The organism is Aliivibrio sp. S3MY1, assembly GCF_028765575.1.
Classification (GTDB): domain Bacteria; phylum Pseudomonadota; class Gammaproteobacteria; order Enterobacterales; family Vibrionaceae; genus Aliivibrio.
Map to the genome: position 1 here is coordinate 14701 of NZ_JARACO010000004.1, position 15954 is coordinate 30654.

Annotated in this window: 17 protein-coding genes; 3 read left to right on the forward strand and 14 right to left on the reverse strand. The window is 38.9% G+C overall.

What is annotated here, in order from left to right; all coding sequences use genetic code 11:
- Window positions 1-2: 2 nt before the first annotated feature.
- The 4 genes from PVK62_RS03875 to PVK62_RS03890 are packed head-to-tail and all read right to left on the reverse strand — an operon-like array spanning window position 3 to window position 3413.
- A complete protein-coding gene (locus PVK62_RS03875) occupies window positions 3-824 on the reverse strand; it encodes an outer membrane lipoprotein-sorting protein (protein WP_274442923.1) in 822 nt (273 codons plus the stop codon).
- Window positions 817-2085, reverse strand: a complete 1269-nt coding sequence (locus PVK62_RS03880; RefSeq protein ID WP_274442924.1) for an ABC transporter permease — start codon at window positions 2083-2085, stop codon at window positions 817-819. The genes PVK62_RS03875 and PVK62_RS03880 overlap by 8 nt, the downstream gene beginning before the upstream one ends.
- The gene (locus tag PVK62_RS03885) at window positions 2073-2756 is read right to left on the reverse strand and encodes an ABC transporter ATP-binding protein (RefSeq protein WP_274442925.1); all 684 of its coding nucleotides are present in this window, start codon (window positions 2754-2756) and stop codon (window positions 2073-2075) included. Before PVK62_RS03885 ends, PVK62_RS03880 begins: the two co-directional genes overlap by 13 nt.
- 9 nt (window positions 2757-2765) lie before the next feature.
- Window positions 2766-3413, reverse strand: coding sequence for a hypothetical protein (locus PVK62_RS03890; protein WP_274442926.1), 648 nt, complete (start codon window positions 3411-3413; stop codon window positions 2766-2768).
- A gap of 199 nt (window positions 3414-3612) precedes the next feature.
- On the opposite strand from PVK62_RS03890, the gene PVK62_RS03895 reads away from it, so the two are divergent.
- The gene (locus tag PVK62_RS03895; RefSeq protein ID WP_274442927.1) at window positions 3613-4107 is read left to right on the forward strand and encodes a GNAT family N-acetyltransferase; all 495 of its coding nucleotides are present in this window, start codon (window positions 3613-3615) and stop codon (window positions 4105-4107) included.
- Window positions 4108-4203: 96 nt separating this feature from the next.
- Here the strand turns inward: PVK62_RS03895 and PVK62_RS03900 are convergent, their stop codons facing one another.
- From PVK62_RS03900 to PVK62_RS03925, 6 genes are all read right to left on the reverse strand, one after another.
- The gene (locus PVK62_RS03900; RefSeq protein ID WP_274442928.1) at window positions 4204-4473 is read right to left on the reverse strand and encodes a DksA/TraR family C4-type zinc finger protein; all 270 of its coding nucleotides are present in this window, start codon (window positions 4471-4473) and stop codon (window positions 4204-4206) included.
- A 179-nt stretch (window positions 4474-4652) separates the two neighbouring features.
- On the reverse strand, window positions 4653-5225 hold the full coding sequence (locus PVK62_RS03905) for a type II secretion system protein (protein ID WP_274442929.1): 573 nt from the start codon (window positions 5223-5225) through the stop codon (window positions 4653-4655).
- Between the two features lie 29 nt (window positions 5226-5254).
- Complete coding sequence (locus PVK62_RS03910) at window positions 5255-5911, reverse strand: EAL domain-containing protein (protein ID WP_274442930.1); 657 nt, start codon at window positions 5909-5911, stop codon at window positions 5255-5257.
- 566 nt (window positions 5912-6477) lie between these two features.
- Entirely contained in the window at window positions 6478-7482 is a 1005-nt protein-coding gene (locus PVK62_RS03915) for a glycosyl transferase family protein (RefSeq protein WP_274442931.1), read from the reverse strand.
- 122 nt (window positions 7483-7604) lie between these two features.
- Complete coding sequence (locus PVK62_RS03920) at window positions 7605-8630, reverse strand: DUF2955 domain-containing protein (protein ID WP_274442932.1); 1026 nt, start codon at window positions 8628-8630, stop codon at window positions 7605-7607.
- 12 nt (window positions 8631-8642) lie between these two features.
- A complete protein-coding gene (locus tag PVK62_RS03925) occupies window positions 8643-9710 on the reverse strand; it encodes an HlyD family secretion protein (RefSeq protein WP_274442933.1) in 1068 nt (355 codons plus the stop codon).
- A gap of 115 nt (window positions 9711-9825) precedes the next feature.
- On the opposite strand from PVK62_RS03925, the gene PVK62_RS03930 reads away from it, so the two are divergent.
- Window positions 9826-10716 (forward strand): LysR family transcriptional regulator, encoded by an 891-nt coding sequence (locus PVK62_RS03930; protein ID WP_274442934.1) that lies wholly within the window; start codon window positions 9826-9828, stop codon window positions 10714-10716.
- Window positions 10717-10793: 77 nt separating this feature from the next.
- Here PVK62_RS03930 and bioD read toward each other — a convergent pair whose 3' ends face one another.
- From bioD to bioB, 4 genes are read right to left on the reverse strand one after another with little or no spacing between them, the layout of a single operon-like run.
- Window positions 10794-11474: a dethiobiotin synthase gene (gene bioD, locus PVK62_RS03935; protein ID WP_274442935.1), complete on the reverse strand. Its 681-nt coding sequence runs from the start codon at window positions 11472-11474 to the stop codon at window positions 10794-10796.
- The gene (bioC, locus tag PVK62_RS03940; protein WP_274442936.1) at window positions 11467-12288 is read right to left on the reverse strand and encodes a malonyl-ACP O-methyltransferase BioC; all 822 of its coding nucleotides are present in this window, start codon (window positions 12286-12288) and stop codon (window positions 11467-11469) included. Before bioC ends, bioD begins: the two co-directional genes overlap by 8 nt.
- Window positions 12289-12295: 7 nt before the next feature.
- On the reverse strand, window positions 12296-13447 hold the full coding sequence (gene bioF / locus PVK62_RS03945) for an 8-amino-7-oxononanoate synthase (RefSeq protein ID WP_274442937.1): 1152 nt from the start codon (window positions 13445-13447) through the stop codon (window positions 12296-12298).
- The gene (gene bioB, locus PVK62_RS03950; RefSeq protein WP_274442938.1) at window positions 13431-14483 is read right to left on the reverse strand and encodes a biotin synthase BioB; all 1053 of its coding nucleotides are present in this window, start codon (window positions 14481-14483) and stop codon (window positions 13431-13433) included. Before bioB ends, bioF begins: the two co-directional genes overlap by 17 nt.
- A gap of 160 nt (window positions 14484-14643) precedes the next feature.
- Between bioB and bioA the strand changes: the two genes are divergently transcribed.
- On the forward strand, window positions 14644-15924 hold the full coding sequence (gene bioA / locus PVK62_RS03955; RefSeq protein ID WP_274442939.1) for an adenosylmethionine--8-amino-7-oxononanoate transaminase: 1281 nt from the start codon (window positions 14644-14646) through the stop codon (window positions 15922-15924).
- Window positions 15925-15954 lie beyond the last annotated feature (30 nt).

Consider the following 15954-nt stretch of genomic DNA (forward strand, 5'->3'; position numbering starts at 1 on the left):
GATCACAAATCCAACTGTTTGGTGCGTGACAGATAAGCAGGGTTGTAATATTTATCCGCAATCTCTGTTGGCATTATTTCTTTGTATTCAATGACGGTTTTTTGATTGGTTTGGATTTGATCGTTTAATACCATTGAGATCACTTTGGTTTCACCCTCTCTCAGCCCTTTAGTAAACCACGCTTCTTTCGCCATTTTTCCTGAACGTAGATAGAGATCGGCTTTAATTGGAAAATGAGTCCCCTGCTCTAGCCATAAATCAATGGTGAAATAACTCGCGCCTTTAGTAATGGCATTCAGTTTAAGTTTTTCAACTTGTACCTGTTTTCCATTCTCTAATTTTAATGCCTCACTCGCTTGCCATTGCCCTTGATAATCTTCGCTCCAAGTGAGGGTTGAAATGTCACCTACCGATGCTTCTCCCAATAATTTTTGCATTGGTGTAATACGGATTGGTCGGCGGCTTTTAGGCATTAATAACCAATAATTATCGCCTAACATCAGCATCTTTTGCCCAGCTTCGACTTGAGAATTAAACAGCACTAATGATTCTCTATTTTCTCGCATATAGACCGTGTATTGACGTTTTTTATCTAGCTCATCATTTTTATATAGCAATACTTCTGATACGACTTTTGCCGCTGCATTATCTAATCGATAATCATCAGCAGCCTTAATCATTTGTTTCACTTGGCTATGATTAATCCCGATTTCTTGCTGATTCTGTTGTTGAGTAAGCTCTGATTGAGATAACGCTGTCGCGGCCACTGAAAAATGAAGCCCCATAAATAAACAGAACGTAGATAATAATTTTAATTTAGACATAGATAAGCGCCTCCGTAATCGGTTTTTTAACACCTTTTCGAGCAGACAAATAAGCAGCTAACAAACAGATAATCATCACACCTAATCCCGCATAAGCGACTAGTTCAAATGAGAAATAAATATTTAATGGGTAACCATCCGTTCTGCCCGGAGGTGGTGGCATTTGCACATCAATAATCATCAGTAACACGGTAGTAATTGCGGTGGTTAACGCCCCAAAAATCACACCAATAGCAGCTAATAACCCAGCTTCTCGTAAGAATGAATGGATAATTTCATTTGGGTAGCTTCCCAATGCGGATAAGGTACCAATTTCACGTGTTCGCTCAGTCACGGACATTGTCATGGTATTAAACAAGGCCACAAAGACCACTAATCCCATTACAAAACCCATTACGCCGAAGATAAGATCATAAAGATCTTTCACTTTATTGTAGAAAAACGCTCTCTCTTGCCATGGCGTGATCTCAATATCTTGCTCTAGTGACATCGATTTTAGTTCATCATCCAATCGTTGATGTATCAGAGCGGTTTTCTCTGTACCAAATAGAAACACCGACAATGTGCTCACTTTCTCTGAAATCAATAGCTCTTGGGCTGAGTCAATGTGAATATACAGTTGACGTTTATCTAATTCTGGAACCCCTGTTGAATACGTTCCATGTACTTTAAAATCAAACGCATTCAATGCCCCCTCGCTGGTCGTTGCCAGTAAAGTCACCCAATCACCAATATCCACGTTTAGATTTTTGGCGAGATCCACTCCAAGCATGATCTCAGGCTCCATCACGTCATATCGACTTGATGTAATGTCCGTTAAGGTTTTTCCTGATCTCATATCTAGAAATGGGCCTTTCATGTCAAACTCACGATCGTTGACACCCGTTCCCATAAATATAGTCGATTTGCTTCCGTTAGAGATTAACCCTGTAAAATCAATTCTTGGTTGAACTCCACGAACCTCATCATGCTTCATTAGATCACGAGTTAATTGCGAAATATCAGAAAGACCATTACTCAGTGGCATCTCTTCATCACTTTCAAAGTAACCCGGCTGACTTAGGGTAAGGTGGCCCGAGTCTCTTGCCGTCGATTCTTTGAGTGAATCATAAGTATACAATCCAAAACCACCCGCACTGGTTAATGCAAATACCGCAATGGTAATGATTAAAATTGAAAGTGCGCTACGGCGGCCATTTCGTAATAAATTGAGCCACGCGAGACGCAATGAATAAGGAAATAATGAGATTAACTTGCCCATGATACTGTCTCCTTATTTATGGTGCCATCAAGTAAATTAATGCAGGCATCACAATGCTGTGCCATGCGATAATCATGCGTCGCAATAATAAAGGTGGTTCCCATTTCTTTGCCTAACGCTTTCATAATATCAATCACTTTTTCTGCGGTATGGCTATCTAAACTGGCCGTCGGTTCATCGGCAATGACTAAATTTGGTTTATGAACCAACGCACGAGCAATGGCGACACGCTGTTGCTGTCCGCCAGAAAGGTTATCTGGACGATGGTGAATAAAATCGCCAAGACCTACTTTTTCTAGCATCTCAATGGCTAGCCTGTTTTGTTCTTCTCTACTGTAGCCATTTAATTGCAATGGGTAAGCCACATTCTCTAAAGCAGTCATCACTGGAACTAAATTAAAGCGTTGAAATACGAAACCTAATTGGTGACGACGTAACGTAGCAGCTTTAATGGGATCTTTAGGATACGCTTTTCCATCCATTCTGATCTTACCTTTATAATCCATATCTAACAGACCAAGTATATTGAGTAAGGTACTTTTGCCAGAACCGGAAGGGCCACACAGAGCCACCATGCTGCCTTTAATAATAAAGCCCTCTACCTTTTTCAACGCTTCAACGTCTTGAGAGCCCAATTGATATGTTTTTTCTATACCACTAAAACTGATCATTATCGTCTCCTAATTTTTAGCGTTCATTAGTGCTTGCGCTTTTATCGATTCAGGATGACTTTTCTCCTTTTCTATCATGAAAGCTAGCCATTGAGTTGCTTGATTTTGGTCTTCAGCACGAAGGGCCGCCTGTATTGCATAACCATAAACCCATGCTGTTGCTTGATAAGGCTGCTGTTGGAATTTTGGTTCTGACAGCAGGACTAAATAGAGATCATAACCACGCTCAAAGTGATTAAACATATCAGGAAGTTGTGAATAGGTTGCCGCCGCTAGCGCACGTGTGAGATAAGAATTAGGAAGGCCAGAAACAACGGGCTGATCTTCAATTGAAGCGCTTTCTGTAGCAAGCAGATTTAGCCCTTTGCCAATTTTAGCTAACCCTTGCTCAACGTATTTCATTGCTGTCCAAGGCATCATCGCATCTCGCCCTTTTAGGGTCTCTGCGCTGCCAAGATAAACGAGTGTTAATGGCGTTGCACCATCAGCTTGAATCAATTGTTCAAAACGTTCATAAGCTGATTCAACAAAATCTTCATCCCCTGCTGCTGCTTGGTTATATACCGCTATATCTTTATCCGTTAATGCCGCTTGCGTGGAGAAAGTCATCACACTCATTAATAAGCTAAATACTAGTGTCGTTAATTTATATTTCATTAGGTTGGCCTTAGTTAATCTATAGTCCTTTTTGATGTTTACAGATTAACTAAGGTAAAAATGAAAAACAGGAAGATGCGACGAATGGTAAATAACAGGAATAAACGGTAATTATTAGATTCAAATGGGATCTGTGCTTGTCATCGAAGATGATTCTAGTTAAGTTAAGTGCATATTTATTAGGCAAAGGATGTGCGTAGTGGAAATAATAATTCGCCCAACAGAATTAAAAGATATTGATGGTTTATGTGAGTTGTATAATCAACCACAAGCTCAGGCGCAAACACTTCAACTGCCGATCCCCTCTCCTGCTCTCTGGGAAAAACGCATTTCAAGCAAACCTGATAACGTCTATAGCTATGTTGCCCTTATTGATAACAAGGTTGTCGGTAATATTGGTTTTGAACAAGTGACACATCCTAGAACTCGTCATGTTGCTCATTTTGGAATGGGCGTTCACGATGATTATCATGGACGCGGTGTTGGCCGTAAGCTAATTGAAACCGTTTTAGAACTTGCTGATAATTGGCTTAATGTTCGCCGTATTGAGATTGACGCGTTTGTAGATAACCACGCGGCGCTTTCTCTGTATAAAAAATTCGGGTTTGTCATTGAAGGTGAAGCAATTGATTCTGCGTTTAGACAGGGTGAGTACGTAAATACCTATTTCTTAGCACGTATTAATCGTAAATAGCCTCTCTTTTTATTCAAAACCATTTCTCAGTAATAATATGGCGAAGTAGGGTACTTCGCCATTTTTTCCCATTGTAGATTTAGACAGTAGCCATTGCTATCGTAATTGGCTGTCTTTGCTTGCTCTTCGGTTGTAGGCACTAAACGCTTTTTCTCTTGCATCTTCTTTTACCTGACACTCAACACACAACTCAACGCCGGGGATAATTTTACGTCGACCTTCAGGGATCAACTCACCACATTCTAGACAATAATCTGTCTCGTTATGTTCATGGTTAAGATGTGCTCTCGCACGATTAATTGCATCAGTAACAGTGGCATCAATTTGTTCTTGTACGCCACCATCTCTTGTAAATCCATTAGCCATAATGGTCTCCAAATCTATGATTGACTAGGAGAACATTATCGATTACTAACTGTGTTTTGATAATAGCGCTAAATGTGAATTACTATTACAGTTATGCAATAACCTAAGTAGAGATGAAATAGACAATAATAGTAAGGTTTTATTCTTCTTGAATTTTTACAATCATGCCGCGATCAACATTAACAATCTGACGTTTCTAAGATAATAATACTTCTACCATAACTATTCATTGTATGGTTTTCTGGCATATAATGAATCTTACACTTAAATTCGTTAATATCCTTATAATGATCATTCATAGCAGGAAAAATCCAAAAACCATTAGATATACCAGCTTGATTGTAATCATATTCTAAATTCCAATTATCTTTATAATTAAGACCGTCAGTACTATATCCAACATCAATATCCATAATAACTTTTATTTGTTTCATAGAATTTAAGAATGGATTAAATATTGGATGCCTGTCTTTCTGTGTAAATGCAATTTGTTTATTATTAATCAATATACACTGTAATTTTTTCTGAAAAGGTAACCTACATTTATTTACATTTGAACTTGGTAAATATGTTTTGGTTGAAAATTTAATAAAACCACTTTCTAAATTCCTTTTTATCGATTCTAAAGTTGCTATTTTGGTTTCTGTTCTTAAAGAAAAATATTTCTTGACTGCTAATGTAGATAGGATACTTAAGATAATGATAACCATAATACATTCGATTAGTGTAAATCCTTTTTTAAAACTTAGCATAAGGTATACTCAAACTCCATATGGATAAATTAATAGACAAGGTGTTTTATATCTAGCGGTTTAAAATAAAAATAGCCTTGCTGATTAAAATCCCCTAATGTAAATAAGAGGCTTGCTTGTTTTTCATTTTCAACCCCTTCAATGATAATCTCTTTTTTGAGTATTGTTTTTACTTCATTTATTATTTTTTTTAATTGATTAAATTTATAATCAGAATTTTCAATATCAATAATTGCAGCTCTATCTACCTTAATGATATCAATAGGGAGATCTAATGTTTTCATGTTGTTTTTATAACAATCATCTAATGCAAATCTGATCCCTGTTTCTCTTTTTAATAAAGAAATATTCATCGAAACAACATGTAACGATTCACATTTATCATGCTCAGTAATTTCTAAAATTATCTTTTTATTTTTTAATAACACTCTTGCATATTGAATAAAATTATCGTCTTCCAAACTTAATATAGATATATTTATGCTTATGACATTATCACAATGCATTGGCTGTATATCAGATAACACGTGATTTATTACATCGATATCAAATAATGGTTTACACTGAACCTGTTTTACATATTGTTCAATATTGATCTTTTTATCGTAAAATCGTAATAAAGCTTCGTAGTACTTAATACTTCCTTGGTAGATAATTGGTTGATAATTAAAATATACATTTTCCATCTGAACTTCCATTTACCATTATCATCTAATGACTTAACAATATCGCCCTGAGATCTTTATTATCATTAAAAAAAAAGTTTCAGCAATACCCTGATTTAAAAAAAATAGCGCCAATATACAGCATGATAGATAGTATAAAGGCTCAAAAGACTTTCGATTTTATAGGGTGTTATTTGAAATGATTGGCATAATACAACTTAAAAATTCAAATTTATCTATTACCTTCAACTAAAAAGGGTAAATAGACCAAGCATTAAAGAAAAATATAAGCTGATAATATTTGATATCATTAAGCAGGACACAATACTCAGTAAACAGTACAGCAAGCTGATAAAAGGGGACTGTTAAGATAATTCAATACAAAAGACATCTTTGTAATGTTACATTTAATTACAGTCCTGTCATTGAATTTATTGGCAAATGAAACTATATTTAAATAAATGAAGTTATATTTAAATAAATTGAATTATATTTAAATATATTACAAATAGAGTGCTCCCATATGCAATAAAAAAAAGCCGCAAGATTAACTTACGGCTCTCTCTAATAACTTGATTGTGAATAGATTAAGCGAGTGTTTTTACATACTCTTCCCAATATTGAGTAGCAAGCTTAATCGCCTCCTCTCTTGGGTAGTTTTGTTTACGTTTATTTGCCCACAATACATTAGCGACATTAAAAATAACGGTGTTTGCCATTAGTTGTAACTGCTCAGTTTTAGTGCCTAACAAACAAGTATGAGGCGTTGGTAAATCGTCAATTAATGCCTCTTCCCAATACAGCTCTTCACATACCCCTTTTGATGCACACCATAGAGACTGACTCACTTTAGGGTTAAATTCAGATTCTCCGCCCATGCCTTTAAAGCACAGTGCCAATTCTGAACAATCTTCTGTCGCTTGCTGCAAACGAGATTCAGCTTCGCCGTGTAATTGTGGTAATCCTGGGTGAAAACTTCCACGTAATGAAATTGGCGCTGACGCAGGGTTTAACATACGCGCACAGGTATTCGCAGGGGTACGTAAACCGTATTCATGTTGCCATAACAGCATGGTTTCTACTTGAGGGGCGTAAACCGATAGAGGTAGATAAGCGATATTGCCTTCATCTAGTGCTTTTTGTGTCTCTGCAATACTTGAGCAACTTGGAATGTTAAACTTTTCAATAACTTGAGATACATGTTCTCGTGTACTGCCCAGTTGTAAATGACCATGAAGCAATACTCTAAAGCCTTTATTCGCTAGAATTTGTGCTGAATATAACTGCCAAGATGGACCTTGAACCTGACGCTTGCCAGCAAAACATGCCCAATCAATATCAACACTCAGATCTTTTAATTCAGGAGTTTGTACATTGCGGATAAATTCCCGAATGGCAGTGGTAAAGCCACTGATCTCATCAACTGTTTCATTCTGAACTCGGATAAGCATCATCAGCATTGCCATCTTGTCGCTTGATACTTCACCGGCAAGATATTCTTTCATGACTTGATACGCTTGATCAAAACTAAGTGGCTTACGGCTGCGCTCACCACGCCCTACGGTTCTAATGCATTCTATAATTGAGCTCATGACTGTCCTTGTATGTTCTTTATAATGTTCAACGCTACAGACGTTATCACATAAACAAAAAAAGCCAAGAAGTTCGTAATAATCTACCCATCTCTTGGCTTATTATCCAATAATTCAAATTGTTAGTGAGCCTTTTCTTCTCGCTCAATTCCTCGGAAAAACACAGGAAACCGTTTAATTAACCGATAACAGGCCCAAATTAATATACTGGTTATTATTACCGCTACCACAATCGATGAGACTCGATATAAAATAGCAAAAAACGCATCTTTTTTTCCCGGTACTGCGCCTGTAATGGGTATAGTTAACGCCGCCATAGCCGAGAAACCAATCCCTTTCATTATTGGGTTTTCACTGGCTAACCATTTACAAAAATACCCAGATGCAATAGCAAAACTTAGAATATACAAAATAGGATTATCGTATAAATCATACAATATTAATTGCATCGCCATTGCAGATACACACCCTGCTAATGTACCAATAATACGGATACGCGCCATCATTAATGAGCCGACTAACGTCATTGGCGAGAGCATAATCAACATTGATGCTTGAGCGGATAAAGAGTCATTTAATGTCCCTATTTCAAAGATCAAAAACACAATCATTGCCACCATCCAACCTAATGCAGTTTGCTCTAACATTTCTCGTGGTTCTTTGCTCTGGCCCTCTACTTTTAAAATAGGAGCATGAGCTTCAATGGGCTCAGGAAACAGATAAAAAGTTAAAGCACAAATAGGGATCACCATAATCGCGGCAACCCATACTCCAACAATAAAATCTTCTAAATCAAAGGTCACATACGATCCAAAATTCAATAAAATTGAACCGACTAATAAACCAGTGTAGCCGAATAAGTAACTCGCTTTATAGTGCATTGCGTGGCATTTTAATAACAGCATAATGCCAACAGCAACGGTCATTAACAGTGGATATGGTTGTAAAAAACCGACAATTAACGCTACTTGAATGCTTACCCAAACAACACTAATAAGCAGCTGAATAAACATTCCCCAGCTCCAGCGATTTAGGTTAGATAAAATAAACAGTGGTAATAGAGTGCCAAACATCCCATTTGACCACCCAAACACCGTGCACATTGCGAAACCGAGAACACAACCAAACCATATTCGTAATGCTTTCATACCAATACCTAATTAATAAATATAATGTAGATAACTGATCATGGTAATTAAGCTATGACCAATATAATCAATGACGGTATTGCCTGAAGTATAAATAATAACCGTTGCTCGTGAACCTACAAATAGCCTTGGTGAAATAGCCTCTTCGCTGATTAAATTGACTCGTACTCGCTGTGCATCACGAACCCAACGGTTACTCACTTCTACGCTGCTCAATTGACCATTGGCTTTTTGTTGAGCAGAGGCAACCCCATAGTCTCGACTCTCTACCAATAATGGAAACACCTCACCCGGCAGCGCATCATAAGCTACTTCAGCATGCATTCCTTTGTTCATCTTTGAGGTCGCTTTTTCACGATAATCTGCAGAGATCCACAGTGAATCGGTCGGAATAAAAGTCAGTAACGGCTGATTAGCATTGGCAAACAAACCGACATGGAGCTGCATATTGGTAATTATCCCCTCACTTTGCGCCATGACTTGAGTATTTTCTAAATTCAGCAATGCTTGTTTTAAGGCATTTTTTGCTGATAGCACGGCACTGCTTTGTCCACTACCTTTGCCTAGTTTCACTTGTAATGCATGTAATTTTTGCTTCGATGCCATAAAGTTTGCTGAAGCTTGGTCTCGCTTAGTAAGCGCCGAATCTAAACCTGACGCAGAAACAGCACCTGATTTCGCTAAACGCTTAATACGATGATACTCACGGTTTGCATTTTCCGCCGTAACTTGTGTTGTTTTAACATTCGATTGTGCCGCTTCGATATCCGCAACTAACGACGCTTCTTGTTCTTTTGCTTGAACAAGTGCGATTTCGGCTTTTTGAACGGCCAATTGATATTTTTCATCATCAATCTTAAACAGTAATTCACCCTGTTTAACTAATTGATTATTAGTATGGTTAACTTCAACTACTCGACCAGACACTTCTGGTGATATTTGAACCACAAACCCTTGAACCTTACTTTGGGTTGTTAATGGCGTTACTCTATCTGCCATCACTAAATAAGCCGTAACGATAAGAAATAATACGATGAGTATACGCATCCATTGTTTGAATTTTTGCTCTGCAGCTTGCATAGAAGTTCTCAATAAAGTCAAAATTGCTGTGATCTGGTTCTCATTATAGTGCGTGATTTTATTTCGAATAGATGGCAAAATAATACTCATATGACCTATTAACAGGACAATAGAAATGAGAAACCATCCAGAAAGCGTCGTTTCATTTGATGATATTTATCTATTTGTTCTCATTGTTAGACATAAGGGCATTAGCTCTGCCGCGCAGTTTGCAGGATTACAACGCTCAAAGGTTAGTCGTCGCCTACAAGAGTTAGAAAAAGCCCTTGGTCATCAATTACTTATCAGAACGACAAGAGCGATTGAATTAACCCAGCAAGGGAAATGGCTATATGAGCAAACCTCTAATCCTATCAATACTTTAGTGGATGCGAGTCGATTAATGAGAGAGCATCACTTAACGCCAAGAGGTAGATTAAAAGTAGCGATTCCCCCCGCCCTTGGAATGACTGAGATCTTCTCTCAGCTAATTGAACAGTATATGAAGGAGTATAGTGAGGTTAAATTAGAGATTGAGCATCATGTTCAATCGTTGGATCTTCGTCGTGAAAATGTTGATCTACAAATTCTACCTAGCTATATCGAGCCTTTACATGATGACTATATTCAGCAACGCTTAATTCAAATTCCTTATAGTATGGTTGCTTCTCCAGAGTATTTAACACTAAATGGACACCCTGATAATGTGGCTCAGTTAAATGACTTTCATCTGCTTGCTAGCCGTTATAATAAAAGCTTGCTCCCTCAAGGGCTTGATTATCAATTATTTAGTGATGATCTACATTTGCTGCAACGATTGGCACTTTCAGGTAAAGGCATTGCTCTTCTACCCTCAATCTTAATTGAAGATAACATCAAAAATGGCCAGCTCATTGAGGTCTTACCCAGAACTTCTTTTACAGATTTAACCATTACTTTGGTTTACCCAACACCAAGCTATTTGCCTGAAAAGACACGAGCGATGGTGACGCTATTTAGAGAAACGTTTTCATACCAATGTAATTAATGCCCAAAAAAAAGCCAACATCATGAAAGATATTGGCTTCTGTGTTTTGTACTTAAATGTATTTATAGCAATAGTAATTAGCTTTCTAACACATCTAAATTAATGTATTTGCCCATATTTTTACGCTTAGTACTTGGCATATATGGGATTTCGCCTAATTTTGGTGCTGGCATTTTATCTTCCAACATCTTGATAATTTCAGCGTAATTTTCAGTACCTGGGTTTACTCGGTTTGCTACCCACCCAATGATCTCTAAGCCATCATGTTGAATCGCTTCTGCCGTTAACATGGCATGGCTAAGGCAGCCTAACTTAATACCTACCACTAATACGACTGGTAGCTTCTCTTGTTTCACCCAAGTAGACAAACAATCGTTTTTAGACACAGGAACACGCCAACCACCAGCACCTTCCACCAAAACAATGTCTGATTTTTCTTTTAATGCCGCTAAGCCTTGTGAAAGAACAGAATAGTCAATTACAACATTCTCAGCTTTTGCTGCAATGTGTGGCGATGCAGGCAATAGCAATGCATAAGGGTTTACTTCTTCGTAACTTAATTCAACATTAGCAGCAGAGCGTAAATGGATTGCATCAGAGTGTTGAACGCCTTCACCTTTGTCTTCAGAGCCCGCTGCTACCGGTTTATATGCCGCTGTATTCAGTCCTTTCATATCTAATGCATCTAAAATCGCTTTAGAAGAAACCGTTTTACCTACATCTGTATCTGTACCTGCAACAAAAAATGCATCAATCATTACTTATAACTCCAAAGCCTACCTGATAAGTAGCAGGTAACTTATTAAATTCATTCTTAAAAATTCGATACGCTTCTTCCACAGCTAACAGCTTTTCTTTACTCAATAAACCTGAGTGGCGACCATTAGGTAAATGCGTTGCTCCAATTCCTTTTAAATCTTTCATTAAAGCAAGAGCAGAAGAATACGTCATCTCGACTGGCGTGCAGTCTAGTGTAAACTTGTTACATTCAGATTGCGCTAACGCAAGGTTTACCATAGATGGCGTAATAAAATCGTTAACATGTTGATATAAATCAACCTTTGACCACGCTTTTTTCAACTCAAACAGTGAGCCATCTAACAAAGTTGAAAATATAACCTTGCTTTTACTGTGGGTAATTCGCTTCATTTCTCGTAATGGTACAGATAAATCCTGACACCATTGCAACGCTAGACTAGAGATAACCATATCGAATGTATTATCGTTAAACGGTAAATGCTCTGCATCTCCCTGCACGTAATCTATGTTTATTTCACCGCAGCGCTCTTTGGCTTTATCTAACATAGATCGAGAAAGATCAAGCGCTACAACCGTTGCGCCGCGTTTCAACAGTTGATCACTGCAATAGCCCGTCCCGCAGCCGACATCTACTATACGCAGTCCTGACAGATCTTGAGGTAAATAAGATAATAAGGTATCCGCTACCTGACGCTGAAATTCCGCCGAGCGATCATAGGTATTTGCCGCTTTACTAAACGCCGCTTGAATCGCTTGTTTCTCTTGGCTTGGTGTCCAATGTAAGCTTTCTATGGTGAGCGCTTGATTAACCATAACTCCATCATCCTAATTCAGTTATTGCTTGGGTTAGCTGTGTAATGTCTTGTTGTGAGTGATTGGCACTTAACGTAATTCTTAACCTCGCAGTTCCTGTTGGCACGGTAGGCGGACGAATAGCAGTTGTCCACAATCCTTGATCTTTAAGTGCGGCAGAGACATTCATTGCTTTATCTGCTTCACCAATAATAATCGGTTTTATCGGCGTATTTGTTTTCACCGCTCCTAAAAAACCAGTCAATTCTGATTCAAATTGTTGATTTAATTCTTTAAGTTTGTCACGTCGCCATTCTTGTTGTTGGATCATAGATAAAGCATGAGACAAGGCGTGAGCTTGAGCAGGCGGCATTGCTGTTGAATAGACATGATGACGAGCAAATTGCGCCAAATAATCACCACATTCTTGATTGCATAACACTGCTGCGCCAGATAAACCAAACCCTTTACCAAATGTGACGACTAAAATGTCTGGCGTTACTTGATAAAAATCACAACACCCTCGCCCGCCAGTACCTAAGACTCCACATCCATGGGCATCATCCACCATTAACCACGCATTATTTTCTTGGGTTACGTTCGCAATCTGTGACAGGGGTGATAAATCACCATCCATACTAAAAACCCCTTCGGTGACGACCAAAGAAGGTGAATTATCAGACGTTGTTAATAATTTGGTTAGATGAGATATATCATTATGCTTAAAGCGTTTCATCGTCGCAGGTGACAATATACCCGCTTCCATTAATGATGCATGATTGAGTTTATCTTGCAGTAAGGTATCGCCTTTTTCTAATAATGAAAAAAGCACCGCTTGATTAACACTAAAACCTGAATTAAACAGTAATGCGCAATCAAACCCAAGCCATTCAGCCAGTTGAGATTCTAAATCGGCATGAGGTTTTGAGTAACCCGTCACTAATGGTGAAGCGCCACTACCACTGCCATATAAAGATAAGCCTTGTTGCCATGCTTGAGTTAACTCTGCACTGCCAGCAAGACCAAGGTAATCGTTACCTGAAAAGTTAATGTAGGATTGACCATCCACCACTAATCGAGATTGATTACCTTGCTCTATTACCGTTCGAGAACGATTCAGCCCCGCTTGCTTACGCTGTGTCAGTGCGGAGCTAATACGTTGATTAAACGCTCGCTTCATAGAATAGATCGTCTTTTTCAGGACGAGAAGCAACACGCTCAGCAACGCGATCTAACAATTCATGCTCTTGAACCACATCTGGTTTTTGCGCAACTTGTTGACTATTCACACCCAGTTTCTTAAACAGTTGCATGTCGCTGTCTTCATCAGGATTTGGTGTCGTCAGTAATTTACAACCATAAAATACCGAGTTTGCACCTGCCATAAAGCATAAGGCTTGCATCTGCTCATTCATGCTTTCACGACCGGCAGATAAACGCACGGCAGATCCAGGCATCATGATACGTGCAACCGCAATTAAACGAATAAAATCAAATGGGTCGACATCTTCTGCATCCTCTAATGGCGTGCCTTTTACTTTTACCAACATGTTAACAGGGACAGATTCAGGATGCTGAGGAAGGTTCGCTAATTCAACAAACAGACCCGCACGATCACTGTCACTTTCACCCATGCCAATAATACCACCAGAGCAGATCTTCATCCCTGCATCACGAACGTGCGATAACGTATCTAAACGATCTTGATACGTTCGGGTCGTAATGATATTTCCGTAAAACTCTGGAGAGGTGTCTAAATTGTGGTTGTAGTAATCGAGACCCGCTTCTGATAATTCACCCGCTTGATCTGAGGTGATCATCCCTAACGTCATGCACGTCTCAAGACCCATCTCTTTGACGCCTTTGATCATATCTAACAGATAAGGCATATCACGTTCTTTTGGATTTTTCCAAGCAGCACCCATACAGAAACGGGTTGAACCTGAGTTCTTCGCTTTTTTCGCAGCATCCAAAACGCTTTCTACTTCCATCAAGCGTTCACGATCAACGTCAGTGCGGTAATGAGCACTTTGCGGGCAATATTTACAATCTTCAGGGCAAGCGCCCGTTTTAATAGATAGCAGTGTACTTACTTGTACATAGTTTGTTTGCTGATACTTACGATGTACTAATTGAGCATCAAAGATTAAGTCCATAAACGGCTTATCCATCAACGCCTGTACTTCTGTTACTGTCCAGTTATGTCTCACTTCCACGTGTAAATTCCTTTCGTTAACATGCTATAACCATTGCTATTGCTAAGATCCGACCACTTTTGATTATGCCTTTTGGCCTCTATTTATACTTGGCTAGTCTACGGTTAAACGATACACTGTCAACCTTAATGGATGGATAAAGTTTACAACTGGTGAATTAATGAACAATAGCGTCGACTTGGATTTTGACCGTCAGCACATTTGGCATCCCTACACATCTACAATTAACCCGCTTTCTTGCTACCCTGTCACTCACGCGAATGGAGTCAATCTCTATTTAGAAAATGGGGCGGAATTGGTTGATGGAATGTCTTCTTGGTGGTCTACCATTCACGGTTACTGTCATCCTCACCTTAACCAAGCGCTTAAAGATCAAACCGATAAAATGGCACACGTGATGTTTGGTGGTATTACGCATCAGCCTGCAGTCGATTTATGTAAAAAGTTAGTTGAACTGAGCCCTTCTCGATTAGAGCAAGTCTTTTTAGCCGATTCTGGCTCAGTAGCGGTCGAAGTAAGTTTAAAAATGGCTCTGCAATATTGGCACGCCAAAGGACAACCTCGATCGAAATTCGTTACCGTTCGACATGGTTACCATGGTGATACCTTTGCCGCGATGTCGGTAACTGATCCCGATAATTCTATGCACGGTTTATACAAAGGTTTTTTACCAGAGCATCTGTTTGTTGAATCACCAATCAGTAAATTTGGTGGTGAATGGAACCCTGAAGATATTCTTCCTTTAGAAAAGATACTGGCTGAACGCCATGAAGAGATCGCCGCCATGATCCTTGAACCTATTGTTCAGGGGGCTGGCGGAATGCGTTTATACCACCCTCAATATTTGAAAGAAGTGCGCCGTTTGTGTGATCAATATGGCTTACTTCTGATTCTAGATGAGATAGCAACCGGCTTTGGACGAACAGGAAAGTTATTTGCTTGTGAGCACGCAGGCATTGAACCTGACATCATGTGTATTGGTAAGGCACTTACAGGCGGCTACATGACATTATCTGCAACACTCACCAGTAAAGTTGTTGCTGATACTGTATGCAGTGGAGATGCGGGCTGCTTTATGCATGGCCCAACCTTTATGGGAAACCCACTGGCTTGTGCTGTTGCGAATGCCAGTTTAGAACTGATCCAACAAAATCATTGGCAGACTCAAACTAAACAGATTGAAACCTGCTTTTCAGAATTACTGCCTCAACTTAAAAAACACGATGTGGTTGCCGATGTTCGATGGCTTGGCGCAATAGGCGTTGTGGAATTAACCACGCCTGTTGAGATGGAAAAAATCCAAGCACACTTTGTCGAACAAGGCGTTTGGATACGTCCATTTGGTAAACTGATCTATATGATGCCTCCGTTTATTTCACAGCCTGAACACATTACTAAGTTGGTTAATGCCATTGATAGTGCATTAAGCGATCTGTTTTAATTCAAAAGAGCACATTAAAACGGCATAAAA